This window comes from Gordonia polyisoprenivorans (genome assembly GCF_017654315.1).
Taxonomy (GTDB): Bacteria; Actinomycetota; Actinomycetes; order Mycobacteriales; family Mycobacteriaceae; genus Gordonia; species Gordonia polyisoprenivorans_A.
In genome coordinates, this window is record NZ_CP072203.1 from 2,024,057 (window position 1) to 2,040,396 (window position 16,340).

The 16,340-nt window shown below is 66.1% G+C and carries 12 protein-coding genes; 10 read left to right on the forward strand and 2 right to left on the reverse strand.

Annotated elements, in window-relative coordinates; genetic code table 11:
- Nucleotides 1–29: 29 nt before the first annotated feature.
- Genes J6U32_RS09030 through J6U32_RS09040 form a run of 3 tightly spaced genes read left to right on the forward strand, consistent with a single transcriptional unit; the run spans nt 30 to nt 3,258 of the window.
- Entirely contained in the window at nt 30–377 is a 348-nt protein-coding gene (locus J6U32_RS09030) for a molybdopterin oxidoreductase (protein WP_208794832.1), read from the forward strand.
- Nucleotides 377–2,890, forward strand: coding sequence for a nitrite reductase large subunit NirB (nirB, locus tag J6U32_RS09035; RefSeq protein ID WP_208794834.1), 2,514 nt, complete (start codon nt 377–379; stop codon nt 2,888–2,890). Before J6U32_RS09030 ends, nirB begins: the two co-directional genes overlap by 1 nt.
- Nucleotides 2,887–3,258 (forward strand): Rieske (2Fe-2S) protein, encoded by a 372-nt coding sequence (locus tag J6U32_RS09040; protein ID WP_208794836.1) that lies wholly within the window; start codon nt 2,887–2,889, stop codon nt 3,256–3,258. Before nirB ends, J6U32_RS09040 begins: the two co-directional genes overlap by 4 nt.
- 20 nt (nt 3,259–3,278) lie before the next feature.
- On the opposite strand, the gene dctA is transcribed toward J6U32_RS09040, so the two are convergent.
- Complete coding sequence (dctA, locus tag J6U32_RS09045; RefSeq protein ID WP_208794838.1) at nt 3,279–4,694, reverse strand: C4-dicarboxylate transporter DctA; 1,416 nt, start codon at nt 4,692–4,694, stop codon at nt 3,279–3,281.
- A gap of 110 nt (nt 4,695–4,804) precedes the next feature.
- Nucleotides 4,805–8,986 (reverse strand): bifunctional nitrate reductase/sulfite reductase flavoprotein subunit alpha, encoded by a 4,182-nt coding sequence (locus J6U32_RS09050; protein WP_208794840.1) that lies wholly within the window; start codon nt 8,984–8,986, stop codon nt 4,805–4,807.
- 238 nt (nt 8,987–9,224) lie between these two features.
- Between J6U32_RS09050 and J6U32_RS09055 the strand changes: the two genes are divergently transcribed.
- From J6U32_RS09055 to J6U32_RS09085, 7 genes are all read left to right on the forward strand, one after another.
- On the forward strand, nt 9,225–9,911 hold the full coding sequence (locus tag J6U32_RS09055) for a response regulator transcription factor (protein WP_014359185.1): 687 nt from the start codon (nt 9,225–9,227) through the stop codon (nt 9,909–9,911).
- A 146-nt stretch (nt 9,912–10,057) separates the two neighbouring features.
- Nucleotides 10,058–11,563, forward strand: a complete 1,506-nt coding sequence (locus tag J6U32_RS09060; RefSeq protein WP_432276996.1) for an ATP-binding protein — start codon at nt 10,058–10,060, stop codon at nt 11,561–11,563.
- Nucleotides 11,564–11,766: 203 nt separating this feature from the next.
- Nucleotides 11,767–13,389, forward strand: coding sequence for a S1C family serine protease (locus J6U32_RS09065; protein WP_208794841.1), 1,623 nt, complete (start codon nt 11,767–11,769; stop codon nt 13,387–13,389).
- A gap of 118 nt (nt 13,390–13,507) precedes the next feature.
- Nucleotides 13,508–14,131: a MogA/MoaB family molybdenum cofactor biosynthesis protein gene (locus tag J6U32_RS09070; protein ID WP_208794843.1), complete on the forward strand. Its 624-nt coding sequence runs from the start codon at nt 13,508–13,510 to the stop codon at nt 14,129–14,131.
- A gap of 61 nt (nt 14,132–14,192) precedes the next feature.
- Nucleotides 14,193–14,363, forward strand: a complete 171-nt coding sequence (locus J6U32_RS09075; RefSeq protein WP_208794845.1) for a hypothetical protein — start codon at nt 14,193–14,195, stop codon at nt 14,361–14,363.
- A 422-nt stretch (nt 14,364–14,785) separates the two neighbouring features.
- Entirely contained in the window at nt 14,786–15,439 is a 654-nt protein-coding gene (locus J6U32_RS09080; protein ID WP_014359189.1) for an MspA family porin, read from the forward strand.
- Nucleotides 15,440–15,516: 77 nt separating this feature from the next.
- A complete protein-coding gene (locus J6U32_RS09085) occupies nt 15,517–16,173 on the forward strand; it encodes an MspA family porin (RefSeq protein WP_208796029.1) in 657 nt (218 codons plus the stop codon).
- The last annotated feature ends 167 nt before the right edge of the window (nt 16,174–16,340 follow it).

Genomic DNA, 16,340 nt, shown 5'->3' on the forward strand with positions numbered 1-16,340 from the left:
ATTTCACGCGGCGTCGGGATAGTGGCCCCATGGCCAGTACCCCGCACTTCCTCCAGGGCGTCTTCGCGTTCACCGGCTCCGGGCTCGCAAAGCCCGCGCCGATCGATCCGGCGCTGTCGTATGTGGTGCCCTCTGGACTGACCGCGCAGCCGTTGTACTTTCGCGGCGGCAACAGCGCGGGCGAACTGATCTCGGTGACCCTCATGCGCGACGGCTCGCCGATGCGGATCTTCCCGATGGGCGCACGGGGTGCGGTCAACGTGCCGCTGCGGGTGGTGCAGGACGTCGACCCGGATTCGACCCTCGAACTGCTGCTCGCCGCCCCCGAGGGATGCATGGGCGAGGTCGTCATCGACTTCGGCATGGTGCTCATCTGATGGGGGACCAGGCGCCGGGGGATGAAGGCACTGTCGCGACGCGTCGCCTCGTCGTCGTCGGCAACGGCATGGCCGGTGCCCGGACGGTCGAGGAGATCCTGGCGCGCGGTGGCGGTGAGCAGTTCTCGCTCACCATGATCGGCGACGAGCCGTATGGCAACTACAACCGGATCATGCTGTCGCACGTCCTCGCCGGGGAGAACACCGTCGACGACGACGATCTCATGCTGAATCCGATGTCGTGGTACTCCGACAACGGTGTCACCCTGCACGCCGGCGACCGTGCGGTCGCGGTGGATCGCTTCGCCAAGACCGTCACCTGCGAGAGCGGCACGGTCATCGGGTTCGACGTGTTGATCATCGCGACCGGATCGCACACCTTCTTCCCGAACATGGACGGACTCCGCGAACCCGACGGCCGTTTGGCGCGAGGGGTTTTCGGGTTCCGCACGATCGCCGACACCAACGGCATGTTGCAGATGGCCACCTCGCGTGAGCACCTGCGCGCGGTGGTCATCGGTGGTGGGCTCCTCGGCCTCGAGGCCGCCTACGGCCTGACCACCCAGGGCGTCACGGTGGACGTGGTGCACTCACCCGGACATCTGATGAACCAGCAACTCGACGAGCGTGGCGGAAAAGTGCTACGCAACACCATCGAAGCGCTCGGGGTGTGCGTGCACACCGGCAAACGCACGACCGCCGTCTTGCGCACCGACACCGGAACCGTTGCGGGCGTGCAGTTCACCGACAGCGACACCCTGCCCGCCGACATGATCGTGGTGACCGCGGGCATCCGCGCCAACGTCGAACTGGCACGCGGCGCCGGGCTGGTCGTCGAACGCGGCATCGTCGTCGACGACCAGATGCGGTGTGAAGATGAGGCATTCATCTACGCCGTCGGTGAGTGCGCACAGCACCGCAGCGAGGTGTACGGGCTGGTCGCGCCGCTGTGGGAACAGGCGGCGGTGCTCGCCGATGTACTCACCGGCGCCGATCCGCATGCGGAGTATCACGGCTCGCGTCTGACCACCAAGCTGAAGGTGGCGGGCGTGGACGTCGCGGCGATGGGTGTCAAGGGCCCGGAACGCGAGGACGACGAGTTCGTCCAGTTCTACGAACCGCGCAACGGCATCTACAAGTCGGTGGTGGTGCGCGACAACAAACTCATCGGCGCGATGCTCCTCGGCGACGTCTCCAAGGTCGGGTTCCTCACCCAGGCCTTCGACGAGAAGGTACCGCTACCCGCCGAACGCATCTCGATGTTGTTCGACATGGGAACACCCAGTGCGGCAACCGGTGCCGCGGAGCTGTCCGACGACGCGCAGGTGTGCAACTGCAACGGCGTCACCAAGGGCGACCTGGTGGCGTGCGTCCGCGGTGGCGCCACCAGCGTCGCCGAGGTGTGTGCGGCCACCCGCGCGGGTAAGGGCTGTGGCTCGTGCAAGAGGCTCGTCGCCGACATCGTCGAGGTCGCGGCCGGTGACGCACTGACCTCTGATGCCTCCGCCTACTGGTACGTCCCGTGCATCCCGTTGGCGAAACCCGAACTGATCGAAGCGATCCGGCGCCAGGATCTGCGGTCGGTCAGCGCGGTGTTCGCCGCGCTCGCACCCGACGGGGAGGACGCGACGGCGAAAATGCCGTTGGCGTCGTTGCTGCGGGTGGTGTGGGGAGCCGAGTGGCAGCGTGAACCGGGCGCGCTGTTCGTCAACGACAGGGTGCACGCGAACATCCAACGCGACGGCACGTTCTCGGTGGTGCCGCAGATGAAGGGCGGGGTCACCTCGCCGCAACAGCTGCGCCGAATCGCCGATGTCGCAGAGAAATACGACATCCCGATGATCAAGGCGACCGGCGGTCAACGGCTGGATCTGCTCGGCGTCACCAAGGAAGACCTCCCCAAGGTGTGGGCCGATCTCGGCATGCCGTCGGGCTATGCCTATGGCAAGAGCTTCCGGACGGTGAAAACCTGTGTGGGCACCGACTACTGCCGCTTCGGGCTCGGTGACTCGACGGCGCTGGGGATCGCCATCGAGTCGCGTTATCAGGGGCTGGAATCGCCGGCCAAGCTCAAACTGGCGGTCACCGGATGCCCCCGCAACTGTGCGGAGGCACTGTGCAAGGACTTCGGTGTGGTGGCCATCGGCAACGGGCTTTGGGAGATCTACGTCGGCGGCGCGGCGGGCGCGCACATTCGCAAGGGTGATCTGCTGGCCACCGCCGACTCGCCGGAGGAGGTGATCCGACTGTGCGGCATCTTCATCCAGTGCTACCGGGAGAACGCCAAGTGGCTCGAACGCACCTATGCGTGGGTGCCGCGGATCGGGATCGACGAACTGCGCGCCGTCCTCGTCGACGATCGGGACGATCTCGTCGCGGGTTTGCAGGAGCGTATCGACGAGGCGGTCGCCGGCTACGTCGACCCGTGGCTCGACCGTGACGAGCCGAAGTCGCCCGCCCAATTCTCCTCCGCCCTACCACTGCTGCCGCTGCCGCAGGTACCGGTCCGGTGACCGCGGTGCGCCGGGCGCCGGGGTCCGTCAGCTCCGAGTCCGTCAGTTCCGAGCCCATCACCGCAAAACCCGTGGAGATCGGCGAAATGGCCGACCTCGCACTCGGTGAGGGTCGCGCATACGTGCTCGGCGACAAGCAGATAGCGGTGTTCCGGATGACCGACGGCACGCTGCGCGCCACCTCCGCGGTCTGCCCGCACAAGGGCGGCCCGCTCGCCGACGGACAGTTCGACCTCGGCACCATCGTCTGCCCGCTCCACCAGTACGCGTTCGGTTTCGCCGATGGTGGTTGCACCACAGCGGGTATCGGGACGATCGAGGTCTACCGCATCGAGGATCGCGACGGACGCATCATGGTGTGGGCGTAACGGCAACTCGCCGGCCCGGGTCAGCCTTTCGCGACGTCCTGCGCAGCCACCTCGGGCATGGCCTCCTCCTCGGCAAGCAACTCCACCTGTCCGGACATGGCGTCGATGTCCTCAAGTGCGGGCACCGGACGGCCGTCGAGGACGAGTCGCATCCGTTCTTTGTCCAGCTGGCCTTCCCAATTGGCGACGATGAAGGTGGCCACGCAGTTGCCGAGCAGATTCACCGACACGCGCATCGAGTCCATGATGCGGTCGGCACCGAGCAGAAGGGCCACCGCCGCAACGGGAATGCTGCCGTGGCCGATGGCGGTCACCGTCGCGGACAGAGCGAGAAACGACGACCCCGGCACCCCGGCCATGCCCTTGGAGGTCAGCATGAGGACGAGGACAGCCGTCAGTTGCTCGCCGAGACTCAGATTCACGCCGAGTGCTTGCGCGAGAAACAGTACGCAGATCGACAGGTAGAGGGTGGCGCCGTCGAGGTTGAACGAGTATCCGGTGGGAACCACGAGTCCGGTGGTGGTCCGGGAGCATCCGGCGTAGGTCAGTTTGGTCATGATGTGCGGCAGCACGACTTCGGTCGACGCGGTCCCGAGTGCGATGAACAGTTCATCCTTGATGTAGCGCAGGAACTTCCAGAGATTCACCCCCGCGAAGACACGGACGACCGCGGCCAGCACGAGGATGAACAGCACCGCGGCGAGGTAGCAGCACGCGATGAGCTTTCCGTAGCTCGCCAGTGACGACAGGCCGTACTGGCCGACGATGTAGGCCATCGCGCCGAAGGCTCCGACGGGCGCGAGTTTCATGATCCAGCCGATCATCAGGAAGAAGACGTGGCTGGACTGGTCCACGAACGAGACGACAACGGGGACCTTGGAACCCAGTTTCGCCAGGGCCAGTCCGAACAACACGGCGAAGAACAGCACCTGCAGGAGCTCGTTCTCCGCGAACGCCGAGATCACCGACGTGGGAATGATATTCATGAGGAACTCGACCGTGTGCGGTAGTTCGCCGTTGCCGGTCGACTTGGCGACCGCGTCGGCGCCGGTGGCCAGGGTTTGCGGGTCGATGCTGAATCCGCTGCCGGGCTTGACGATGTTGCCGACCGCCAGGCCGAAGATCAACGCGAAGGTGGTGACCACCTCGAAGTAGATGAGGGCCTTGACGCCGATGCGGCCCACCGACTTGAGGTCACCGACGTGAGCGATCCCGAGCACGACGGTGCAGAAGATGATGGGCGCGATGAGCATCTTGATGAGCTTGATGAATCCATCGGCCAGGGGTTTGAGTGCCGACCCGGCATCGGGCCACAGTGCTCCGAGGACGATACCGGCGATGATCGCCACGATCAGCCAGGTGAACAGCGAGGTGTACCAGGCGCCCCGGGGTTTGCGGGCGGGCCCCTCTGACGGCACGGTGATGTCTGTGGTCATCCGGCGAGTCTGGCAACAAGCCAATTCTCTATAGTTATGCGGCGATTACAGTGATGTGAATTCACCTCAGTGCATGATCCGCAGGATTCCGGTCCGTGGTCGCCGCCCGGTCAGTACACATCGCGCACATACCGCTTGTCGGCGGCGAGCGCCTTGACGTACTGCTCGGCGCTCTTCTCCGACAGCTTTCCGTACTGGGCGACAACACCTTTGAGCGTTGCGTCGACGTCGCGCGCCATTCGGCTCGCGTCACCGCACACATAGATGTGGGCACCGTCGTGCAGCCATCGGTAGAGCTCGGCGCCGTGTTCGGCGATGCGGTCCTGCACGTAGATCTTGCGGTCCTGATCGCGGGAAAAGGCAACGTCGAGGCGGGTCAGCAGGCCGTCGGAGAGCATGTCGGTGAGCTCGTCGCGATAGTAGAAGTCGGTGGCGCTGTGTTGTTCTCCGAAGAACAACCAGTTGCGCCCGCCGTGCCCGAGAGCACGCCGCTCGTGCAAGAATGCGCGAAACGGTGCGATACCGGTGCCGGGCCCGATCATGATCATCGGCGTGTCGGGATCGCCCGGCGGGCGAAAGTGGTTGGTGGGCGTCACGAAGACACCCACCTCGGTGCTCTCGGCGTGGTCGGCGAGGAAGGTCGAACACACGCCGTGGCGCGGGGTGCCGTGCACGTTGTAGCGCACCGCCGACACCGTCAGGTGCACCTCGCCCGGCGTGGTCAGTGGTGACGACGAGATCGAGTACGAGCGTGGTGCAAGGGGTTTGATGCGGTCGACCCATTCCTGCGGGTCGGCGTCGACACGGGTTGTCGCCAGCACGTCGACCGATTGTCGTCCCCACGACCATGCGCCGAACTCGTCCTTGTTGCCGGGTGCCGCGAGTGTGGACAATGCCTGATCGCCGCTGCGTTCGGCCATGAACCGGACGAGATCGGGTGTGAGGCGGGCGATCTCGAGGTGGTCACGAAGGGCCGTGTCGAGGGTGGTGGTCCCACCCGGTCCCGACGGGCCGTCGGGGATCTCGACTCTGGCCTGCGGGTCGAGGCGGGTGTGATGTAGCCACTCGTCGACCAGGCTCTCGCTGTTGCGTGGGTAGACGCCGAGCGCATCGCCGGCCCGATAATCCAGGGTGCCCGGCGGAAGGTGAAACGCGAAGTTGCGCACATCCTTCGCCGAGCCGGAGGTATTCAATCGTCTGTTGTGGATCAGGCGGGTACGCAACGGCTTCTTGCGTGAATATCCGGGCGAACTGACCTGCGCGGCGGGTTCGCGAACCTCGACGCGTGCGGCGGTGACGTCGGTGGGCGTCGGCGCCTCGGGAGTGAGACGGGTGAGAACACGCTCGAGCCACACCCCGGCGGACTCCTCGAAATCGGGCTCACAATCCACCCGGTCGGTCAGGCGGGTCGCCCCGAGCTCGGCGAGCCGTTCGTCGAGTTTGCGTCCGTGGCCACAGAAGTCGTCGTAGCTGGAATCCCCGAAAGCCAGCACCGAATAGGTCAACTCGGCGAGTGCGGGAGAGTCGTCGGCGTTCAAGCGCTCCCAGAAGCCGGTGCCGTTGTCCGGTGGTTCACCGTCGCCGGTGGTTGCCGTGACGAACAGTGCGATGCCGGACAAGGTACTCGGATCGCACCCGTCCATCGCCGTGGCCGTCACCGGATGTCCGCCCTCGCGTAGACGCGCGGCCACGGTCTCGGCGAAGTCTTCGGCAGTGCCCATCTGCGACGCCCAGAGGACGGCGATCGGTGCCCGTGACGGTGCCTGCGCCCCAGCGGCTGTCGCGGCGGTGAATGAGTCGGCGGCGTCCGAGCGCGAGAACATCCCGGCCAGCACTCCGTTCACGAAGGCGGTGGTGGCTGCTGCCAAGGGCGCGTCCGCGGGCAGGGTCGGCACCGCGTCGCGGGGCGGTGCGGCACGGAGTCCGGCCACCAGACCGGCGAGGTAGTTCCGTTCGGACTCGGTGAAAGACGGTGCGGCGATGTCGGAGACGCCGAGGGCCGTCGCGAGCGCATCCGTGAGCACCGTCGCCGGAAGCAAAGGCGCTGTCGGCGCGGTGGCGGGCGCTGTCGCCGGAAGCGAAGGCGCTGTCGGCGGTTCGGCGGCACCGACTCTGGTCATGGCGACGGCACACACCTTGAACTCCGGTTGCTGGGAGGCGGGGTCGATGGCATCGGAGGTGACCGCGTTGATCGCGAGGCTCTCACCCCAGAGGTCGTTCCAATGGAAGGGGACGAAGACACTGCCCGGCCGGACGCGATCGGACACCTGGGCCGGTAGTACCGCACGCCCGCGTCGGGACGCCACCTCGACGCGGTCGGTCTCGGAAATGGCCAGACGCGCAGCATCATCGGGGTGGATCTCGACGAACGGTCCGGGAGCGAGCTTGTTCAGCTTGGCGACCCGGCCGGTCTTGGTCAGCGTGTGCCACTGGTGTGGAAGGCGTCCGGTGTTGAGCAGGATCGGATAGTCGTCGTCGGGCATCTCCGCCGGATCGACGTGTGGCCGCGCGAAGAACTGCGCGCGACGCGTCGGTGTGGCAAAGGCCAGCCGCGGTCGGGTGCCGTCGTCGAGCTTGCACAGCGTCTGGCTGCGACCGTCGTTGAGGTAGCGGATGGGGTGCCGTCCGTCGCCGTCGGTGTCCTCCGGCGGGCACGGCCACTGGATGGGGGAGTGGCGCAGCCGCTCGTAGGTGACACCGCGCAGGTCGTAGCCGGTGCGCGGGTTGTGAAAGCGGCGGATCTCGTCGAAGACCTCCTCGGCGCTGCCATAGGTGAAGGCGTGGGAATAGCCCATGGCGCAAGCGATCCGGGCGATGATCTGCCAGTCCGGCAACGCCTGACCGGGTGCCGGCATGGCCGGGGAGAACAAGGTGACGTTGCGTTCGGAATTGACCATGGTGCCGGTAGATTCACTCCACAGCGCGGCGGGCAGGACGACGTCGGCGTAGGCGTTGGTCTCGGTGGCGGTGAACGCGTCCTGGGTGACGACGAGCTCGGCGCGGCGGAGCCCGTCGATGACGGTGCTCCGATTAGCCACCGAGGCAACGGGATTGGTACAGATGATCCAGCACGCCTTGATCTGTCCGTCGGCCATCCGGGAGAACATGTCGATGGTACCGCCGCCGACGTCGGTGCGAAGCGTCCCCGCGGGCAGGTCCCATAGTTCTTCGACGAAGGCCCGGTCCTCGTCGGAGGTGACGGCCCGCTGGCCGGGCAATCCTGGTCCCATGTAACCCATCTCGCGGCCACCCATGGCGTTGGGTTGACCCGTCAGCGAGAACGGCCCACTGCCGAGACGGCAGATCGCGCCGGTGGCGAGGTGAAGATTGATGAGCGCGTTGGTGTTCCACGTTCCGTGCGTCGACTGGTTGAGGCCCATCGTCCAGCAACTCATCCAGTTGCCGGCGGTGCCGATCAACGCCGCCGCGGCCCGCAGGTCCTTCTCGTCGATCCCGCAGGTCTCGGCCACCCGCTCCGGCGGGTACTGCTCGGCGAAGGACGGCATCTGCTCGAAACCATCGGTGAACTCGGCGATGAACTCCTCGTCGAGATGGCCGCCGACGATCAGCAGATGCAGGATTCCGTTGAGCAGTGCGAGGTCGGTGCCGGAGCGGACGGGTAGGTACAGGTCGGCTTTGTCGGCGGTGGCGGTGCGTCGCGGGTCGGCGACGATGAGTGTGGCGCCGGCCTTGACGCGGTCCATCATCCGCAGGAACAGGATCGGGTGGCAGTCGGCCATGTTGGCGCCGATGACGAAGAAGACGTCGGCGTTGTCGAAATCCTGATAGGAGCCCGGTGGGCCGTCGGAGCCGAGTGACTGCTTGTAGCCGGTGCCGGCGCTGGCCATGCAGAGCCGTGAGTTGGACTCGATCTGGTTGGTGCCGATGAAGCCCTTGGCGAGCTTGTTGCTGAGGTACTGCGCCTCCATCGACATCTGACCGGACACGTACAGGGCCACCGCGTCGGGACCGTGCTCGTCGATGATGGCGCGCAGCCGGCCGGCGGTGTCGAGGAGGACGTCGTCGAGGTCGGCGGGGTGCGGCTCGGCGTCGCGGGAAGAACGCACCAGCGGGGCGGTCAGGCGGCCGCTGGAGTTCAGCATGTCGGCGGTGGTGGAGCCCTTGGTGCACAGCCGTCCGAAATTCGTCGGGTGATCCTTGCGCCCCGTGCTCTTGAGCACCCGCATCGGCTCGTCCGATTCGCCGGACACCGTCAGATCGAGCCCGCAGCCGACCCCGCAATAGGCGCACAGCGTTGCGGTGGTCGACGGCGAGGTACTCGGCGGGCTCACCGTTCCAGCGTCGGTACCGCGTGTTTCACGACCCTGGTGCCCCGGTTACGCCGCAATCAACTTGGCCTCACACGCGTGCTCGGCAGATGTGCGGTGGATCGTCGCCGCCGAGTGCACCACCTCGACCGGCCGGTGCAAGCGCAGCCCCGCCCCATCGGGTCCTACGCTCGGCCGAAAGTTCGCACGACCTGCGCGTTGCTCAGACACCTCTCAGTAGTTGTGGATAAAACTAGTACCCATGCGAATACTCGTGGTCGACGACGATCGGGCCGTGCGTGAGTCGTTGCGCCGATCGCTCACCTTCAACGGCTACACCGTCGATACCGCAGGTGACGGCATCGAAGCGCTGGAGAAGGTGGTTGCCGAGCGACCCGACGTCGCGATTCTGGATGTGATGATGCCGCGCCTCGACGGTCTGGAGGTGTGCCGGCGACTGCGTTCCACCGGCGATGACCTGCCGATTCTGGTGCTCACCGCACGCGACTCGGTGTCCGAGCGGGTGGCCGGGCTCGACGCCGGAGCCGATGACTACCTGCCCAAGCCGTTCGCGATGGAGGAACTCCTCGCGCGTCTGCGTGCCCTGCTGCGTCGCGCGGCCCCCGAGGACGGCGCCGACTCGGAGACCCTGACGTTCGCGGATCTCTCACTCGACCCGGTGACCCGCGACGTCTACCGCGGCGAACGCCAGATCAGTCTGACGCGCACCGAGTTCGCGCTGCTGGAAATGCTGATGGCCAATCCGCGGCGGGTGCTCTCGCGCAGCCGGATCCTCGAAGAGGTGTGGGGCTACGACTTCCCGACCTCCGGTAATGCCCTCGAGGTCTACGTCGGCTACCTGCGCCGCAAGACCGAGGCCGACGGGGAGACCCGCCTGATCCACACCGTGCGCGGCGTCGGATACGTGCTGCGGGAGACGCCGCCGTAGTGGCCAACCCCGGACATTCCCCGGTGGGCGCCGAGACGGATTCCGCATCGCCGTCGCCCTTCACCGAGGGACACACCACGTCGGACACACCGACGTCACCCCTGGATGCGTCGACTCCGCACGTGACGACTCCGCACGCGTCGGCGATGAACCCCGGCAGCTCGATGCCCCTGCGGATTCGTCGGGGCGCCGCGCGTCGGTGGTTCCGCCTGCGCAAACACGGCGAGCGCGAGATGCGTGCGCCGATGCCGTTGACGCGCTCGGTCTCCCTGCGAGTGCGCGTGACACTGCTCTCGGCGACGGTGGTGCTGCTCGCGGTGAGTCTGATGGCTGCGGCCGCCTACTTCGTCGTCTACCGCGCCATGTACAACGAGATCGACACCGGGCTGGAGAGTCGTGCCGACGGGATGACGTTGCTGGCCAAGAACGGCACGATCAACCAGCGTCCGGCGGCGCTGCTGACCGGAACCGTGTTCTCCACCAGCATCTCCATCGGTCTCGTCCGCCCGGACGGTGTCGCGCTGACCGTCGGCGAGGTGCCGTTCGGTGATGCCGAGCGGTCGGTGGCGATGTCGCCGACACGGCCGGGCAACAACGCGCAGAGCCTGCGCACGATCAACAACCAGCGGGTGCTCGCCCGCAAACTCGACGACGGCAGCACCCTGATCCTGGCGCAGTCGTTGCTGCACACCGATCGCACGCTCAAACGGTTGGCCTGGGTGCTCTTTGTGGTCGGCTGCGGTGGGGTGGCCCTGGCCGCGCTGGCCGGCATGACCGTGGCCCGAGCGGGGTTGAGACCCGTCGCCAGACTCACACGGGCCACCGAACGGGTGGCCCGCACCCAGGACCTCACGCCGATCCCGGTCACCGGCAACGACGAGTTGGCACGGCTGACCGAGAGCTTCAACACGATGTTGCGTGCGCTCGCCGAATCCCGGGACCAGCAGGCGAGATTGGTTGCCGACGCCGGGCACGAGTTGCGCACGCCGTTGACGTCGCTGCGCACCAACCTCGAACTGCTGATCGCCTCGAGTGAACCCGGGGCACCGCCCGTGCCCGCTGCCGACATGGTGGAGCTGCGCTCGGATGTGATGGCCCAGATCGGCGAATTGTCGACGCTCGTGGGCGATCTCGTCGACCTCGCCCGCGAGGATGCACCGGAAGTGGTGCACGAGGAGATCGACCTCGGCGAGGTGGTCTCCGGAGCGCTCGAGCGGGTGCGTCGTCGCCGATCGGATGTGGAATTCACCACGACGCTGATGCCGTGGTTCGTCTTCGGCGATCAGCACGGCCTCGCCCGCGCGGTGCTCAACGTGCTCGACAATGCCGCCAAGTGGTCGCCGCGCGGACGCACGGTGGAGGTCACGCTCACCCAGCTGAACCCCACCACCGCCGAACTGTCCGTCGCCGACGCGGGCCCCGGCATTCCAGAGGAGGACCGGGCGCTGGTGTTCGAGCGCTTCTACCGGGCCACTCAGTCGCGGTCGATGCCCGGGTCGGGACTCGGGCTGGCGATCGTGCGTCAGGTGGTGGTCCGCATGGGCGGCACGGTACGTGCCGAACAGTCACACCTCGGCGGAGCAGTCATCCGAATGACATTGCCGGGGCATCCGGCGCCGATGGAACCAACGCCGCAGGTGGTTCGTCAGTAGAGAGATGACTCGACAGCGATGCCCAGGACGGTGTTCGCGCGCAGGCCAGGTACTTGATCGCCTAGGGTTGTCTGCGCCACGACAACGGTGACGGACACCCGCGGTGACAACCACGGCGAGCGACACAGGACCGGTGCCGACGACACGACTGGCGGACATGCGCCCGCCGGCAGGGATTCTCGACGAAAGATGTGGGGACGACGATGACGGGTGGAGGTTCGCACCGCGGGCCGTACGGTGATGACGCGCAGAACGCTGGTGGTGCGCCGAACTCCGGTGAGTCCGGGTGGACGGGAGCCTATGGCCGTCCGGGCCAGGAGTCGGGTGCGCCGGGGTATTCGCCCGGTCCCTCGACCGGCCCGATCCCCACTTATGGTTCACCCCAATACGGCTCTCCTGAGTACGGTTCTCCCCAGTACGGGTCACCCCAGTACGGGTCACCCCAGTACGGTTCGTCGGGCTCGGCGCCGTGGGAACGGACCTCCTCCTACGGCGACACTTCCGGATCGAGCCCGGAATCGCAGTCGCGCACACCGGGTTTCGGTGAGGGCGGTACTGCGCCGACACAGTCGTTCGGGGCGGGGTCCCACGGCGCCGAGCCGTACGGCGCATACGGTGCCGGATCGGATCCGATTGGCCCGTCGGGTCCGCCGCCGGGAACCGGTTTCGGTGATCCGCAACCATTGCCGGAGCCGCAGGGTCCCAAGAAGAAGTCCCGGGGTGGATTGATTGCGGCGCTCGTCGCCGGTGCGCTGGTGATCGGCTTGGTGGCCGGCGGCGTCGGCGGATTCGTCGGTTCACAGCTCAATGACGACTCGACGTCGACTGCGATCAACAATCAACCGCTCGGTGGTGATCCCAGCATGCGGGATAGCGGCTCGGTGCCGGCGCCGGAGGGCTCGGTCCAGCAGGTGGCTGCGCAGACCCTGCCGTCGGTGGTGTCGATCGATGTCACCACGGGCACCGAGCAGGGTGAGGGTTCGGGCGTTGTGCTCAGCGCCGACGGCGTCATCATGACCAACAACCACGTGGTGAGCGGTAGCAACGGGCGCCCGGCGACCGACGTCGTCGTGAACTTCCAGGACGGCTCGCGTTCCGCGGCCCGCGTGCTGGGCGCCGATCCGATCTCCGACATCGCCGTCATCAAGGTCGACAAGTCGGGACTGACCCCGATCAAGGTCGGGACGTCTGACAATCTCGCGGTCGGCCAGGACGTGATCGCGATCGGAGCGCCGCTGGGCCTGCAGGGCACGGTCACCACCGGCATCATCTCGGCGTTGAACCGCCCGGTCTCCACGCAGCGTGAGGGTGATACCACCTCGGTGATCGACGCGATCCAGACCGATGCGGCCATCAATCCCGGCAACTCCGGTGGCGCACTGGTCAATGCGCGTGGTGCACTGATCGGTGTGAACACCGCGATTGCCACCCTCGGTGGCGGTGGCGGCGGTGAGGAGCAGCAGAGTGGCAGCATCGGACTCGGCTTCGCGATCCCGATCGACCAGGCGATTCGGGTGGCCAACGAGCTGCGTGACACCGGCAAGGCGACCCACGCCGGTCTCGGGGTGTCGGTACGACCGAGCACCGATCCGAACTCTCCCGGAGCCCTGATCGCCGATGTGCAGGCCGGTGGTCCGGCCGCAGCGGCCGGTATTCCGAAGGGTGCGATCGTCACCAAGATCGACGACCGCAACATCGCCACCGGTGACGCGTTGGTGGCGGCGGTGCGCTCACACAACCCCGGTGATCGAGTCCAGGTCACCTACACCGCAGGCGGACAAACGAAGGCGGTGACGGTGCAATTGGCGACCCTGCAGTCGAACTGATCGAACAGGTGGTTCGTTCGGCTTCACTCCGACGAATCACCGTGCAGGGCCGACGACGATCATGCCGAATCACCACGAGCACGCCGTAGGCGCGCTGAACGCAGAGAGGACAGTGGCCATGATGACCAGCGACTCCGATTTTCAGGTGGCTGAGCTCCCGATGACCGAAGGTACCGAGGTGGATCCGGCCGACGTGGTGGCCGCCGATGCCGCGGCGCGCGCATTCGCGGCCCGTCAGGGCGGCTCGGCGCGCGAGTCCGCGGGCGACGAGGTGGGCCGGGCGTTGGTCGTGGTGGTCGACGACAGGGTGGCCCACGGTGATGTCGACAGCCCACTTGGTCCGCTGGTGGGGGAGCTGTTGGAGGAAGCCGGCTTTCACGTCGACGCGACGATTCTCGTCACCGGAGACGAGGTGGAGATCCGTAACGCCCTGAACACCGCGGTGATCGGCGGGGTCGACCTGGTGGTGTCGGTCGGTGGAGTGGGTGTGGGCGCTCGCGACGTCACCCCGGAGGCCACCGAGCCGCTTCTGGATCGGCGACTGCGCGGTATCGAGGAGGCGGTTCGGAGCTCGGGACTGGCTGCGGGCGCCACCGACGGCGGACTTTCGCGCGGGCTGGCCGGAATCTCGGGGCAGACTCTCGTCGTCAATATCGCGGATTCGCGCGCAGCCGTTCGCGACGGCATGGCGACCGTGGCGCCACTGGCCAAACACGTGATCTCGAGTATCAGGGATTTCTGACTCTGTCGGATTTGCGTACTCGGACGGGGTGACTTGTTGTCCGGACATGAGACCAACGGCGATGACGCAGCGCACGAATGCGGTCACGCACATGGATCATCCGATCCAAATTCTGCCGATGAGCAGTCGGTTCGCGTTCGTGACGCCGCGCGACGCCGTCGTGATCTGGACGCGATATTTGGTGATTCGTTGCCCGAAACAACTCGTGATGAAAGTGATCTACATCACATAGATAGCGGTCGAGCTCGCTACGACCGCGAACGTCCGCCGCACTACGAGTAGCGGCCACAGCGCCAACAGCAGCCAGTTTTCCTGTCATTAACATTCGGCATTGTTCCGATTGCTGAAAGCAGATGCGTGATAGTGAATGAATTCCCTGAGACACGGCTGATTCCAGCTGTTGCCCTCTTTGTGACCTCTCAGATAGCGTTCGCACGGACTACACCGGTACCCAGCGTGGAGGACCGGTAGCGGGTCCTGCGGAACCATGCGAGTGGAGATGCAGTGGTGGCGAGGGTGGTTCACCTCTCGTTAACCCCATCGATGCGATCGGGTTACGTGAGTCGGCCACGATGCCTTCGACCGCCGAGGTCATGACGGGATGTGTGGGTGCATGTCCTGCGAGATTTAGCCGAATCCTGTGAGAGGGAACGAATGAGCAAGTTCAGCAAGCTTGGGCTGCGCCGTGCTGCGGGGGCATGCGCCATCACCGCGGCCGCGGCGATCGGTCTGGCAAGCATGGGTACGGGAAACGCCGCGGCGGCTCCCTTGCCGAACGGATCGAAGGTCGTCACCGGTCTCGATGGTGAGACAGTCCAGACCATCCGTACCGGTGAGAATGCATGGCCGGTCCCATCGCTGGCAGCCAACGGTGCGGGTCGCGCCGCCGAGGTTTCCGGTACCTACACTGTGAAGACCGAGCCGGGCGTCACCGGTCGCGTGTACGTCGGCTTCGTCATCGGATGCCAGCTGGACATCTCGGGATTGTCCGGTGGCCTTGGCGGAAGCCTCGACCTGACAACCGGTCTCCCCACCGGAACCGCCTCGCTGTCGATTCCTGTCAAGCCCGGATCGGTGGTCTCCTCTCCGGTTGACTACAAGTCGATCGGCGACTCGGGAGTTGCGGCGTTCCAGTTGGACCACTTCCAGATCGACGCACAGGGTTGCGGTGGATACGCGCAGGCGCGGTCGTACGTGTATGTGCTGGCCGGCAAGGGCCTGAAGGTCGACACCGACAATGACGTGATCGATAGCGAGGGTGGCTACATCCAGTCCACCCTGTGGGGCAAGCCCTTCAGTCTCAACTGAGTGGCAGCAGACAAACCAGCAACAACTCTGAGATTTCTCTGCTGCACAAGCAGATAGACATTCCACGAAGGGGAATCATGAAGAAGATCAGCACACGTCGTGCGATCGCGGCCGCCGGCGTCGTCGGCGCCGCACTGATGGGCCTGACCAGCCTGGGTGCCGGTGGCGCCGTTGCCGGCCCGCTGCCGGGCGCCAAGGTCGTCAAGAAGCTCGTAGACGGCACCCCCGTCAGCATCCAGCTGTACGACGAGAGCGCCGATGTCCACCCGGCAGTTACCAACATCGCAACCAGTCGCGAGGTGTTCGTCTCCGGCAAGATCCGCGTCACCGTTGGCGGTCAGGCCGATGGCGGAACGATCTCGGCCGGTTACATCGTCGGTTGCCAGCTCAACTTCGGCGGTTCGGCCGGCGCCGATGGAAGCGCGGCCCCGGATTCGGGCGGTGGCGTCAGCACCTCTGCGAGTGCGTCAGGTGGCTTCACTCTTGGACCCGGTCAGGCCGTGTTCGTGCCGACCGTAGGCCAGCTGGTGAGCCTCCAAGACAGCAGCGACAACCGCATCAACGCGAACGTGTTCTCGGGCACCACCGGTGGTGTGGCCTACAGCCAGGAGAAGTTCAGCGTAGATGGCTGCGCGGGCTACGCACAGGCTATGGCCAAGGTCCAGGTCACCGTGGAGACCGATTCGGTCAAGGGTGTTCTGACCGCGTACGGCAAGCCGTTCAGCATCGGCTGACATTCGCGGTTGGATCTCACGATCCTTCAAGCAACAAGGGCGGGAAACCAGAAATGGTTTCCCGCCCTTTGTCGTTCCTTCGGTCGCGGCATAGGGGAGGACCGCGATCCTGCCGGAACGAGGTGCGCCGTGTTGGGTTGTGCGCGGGTCGGGGGAGATGCGCACTT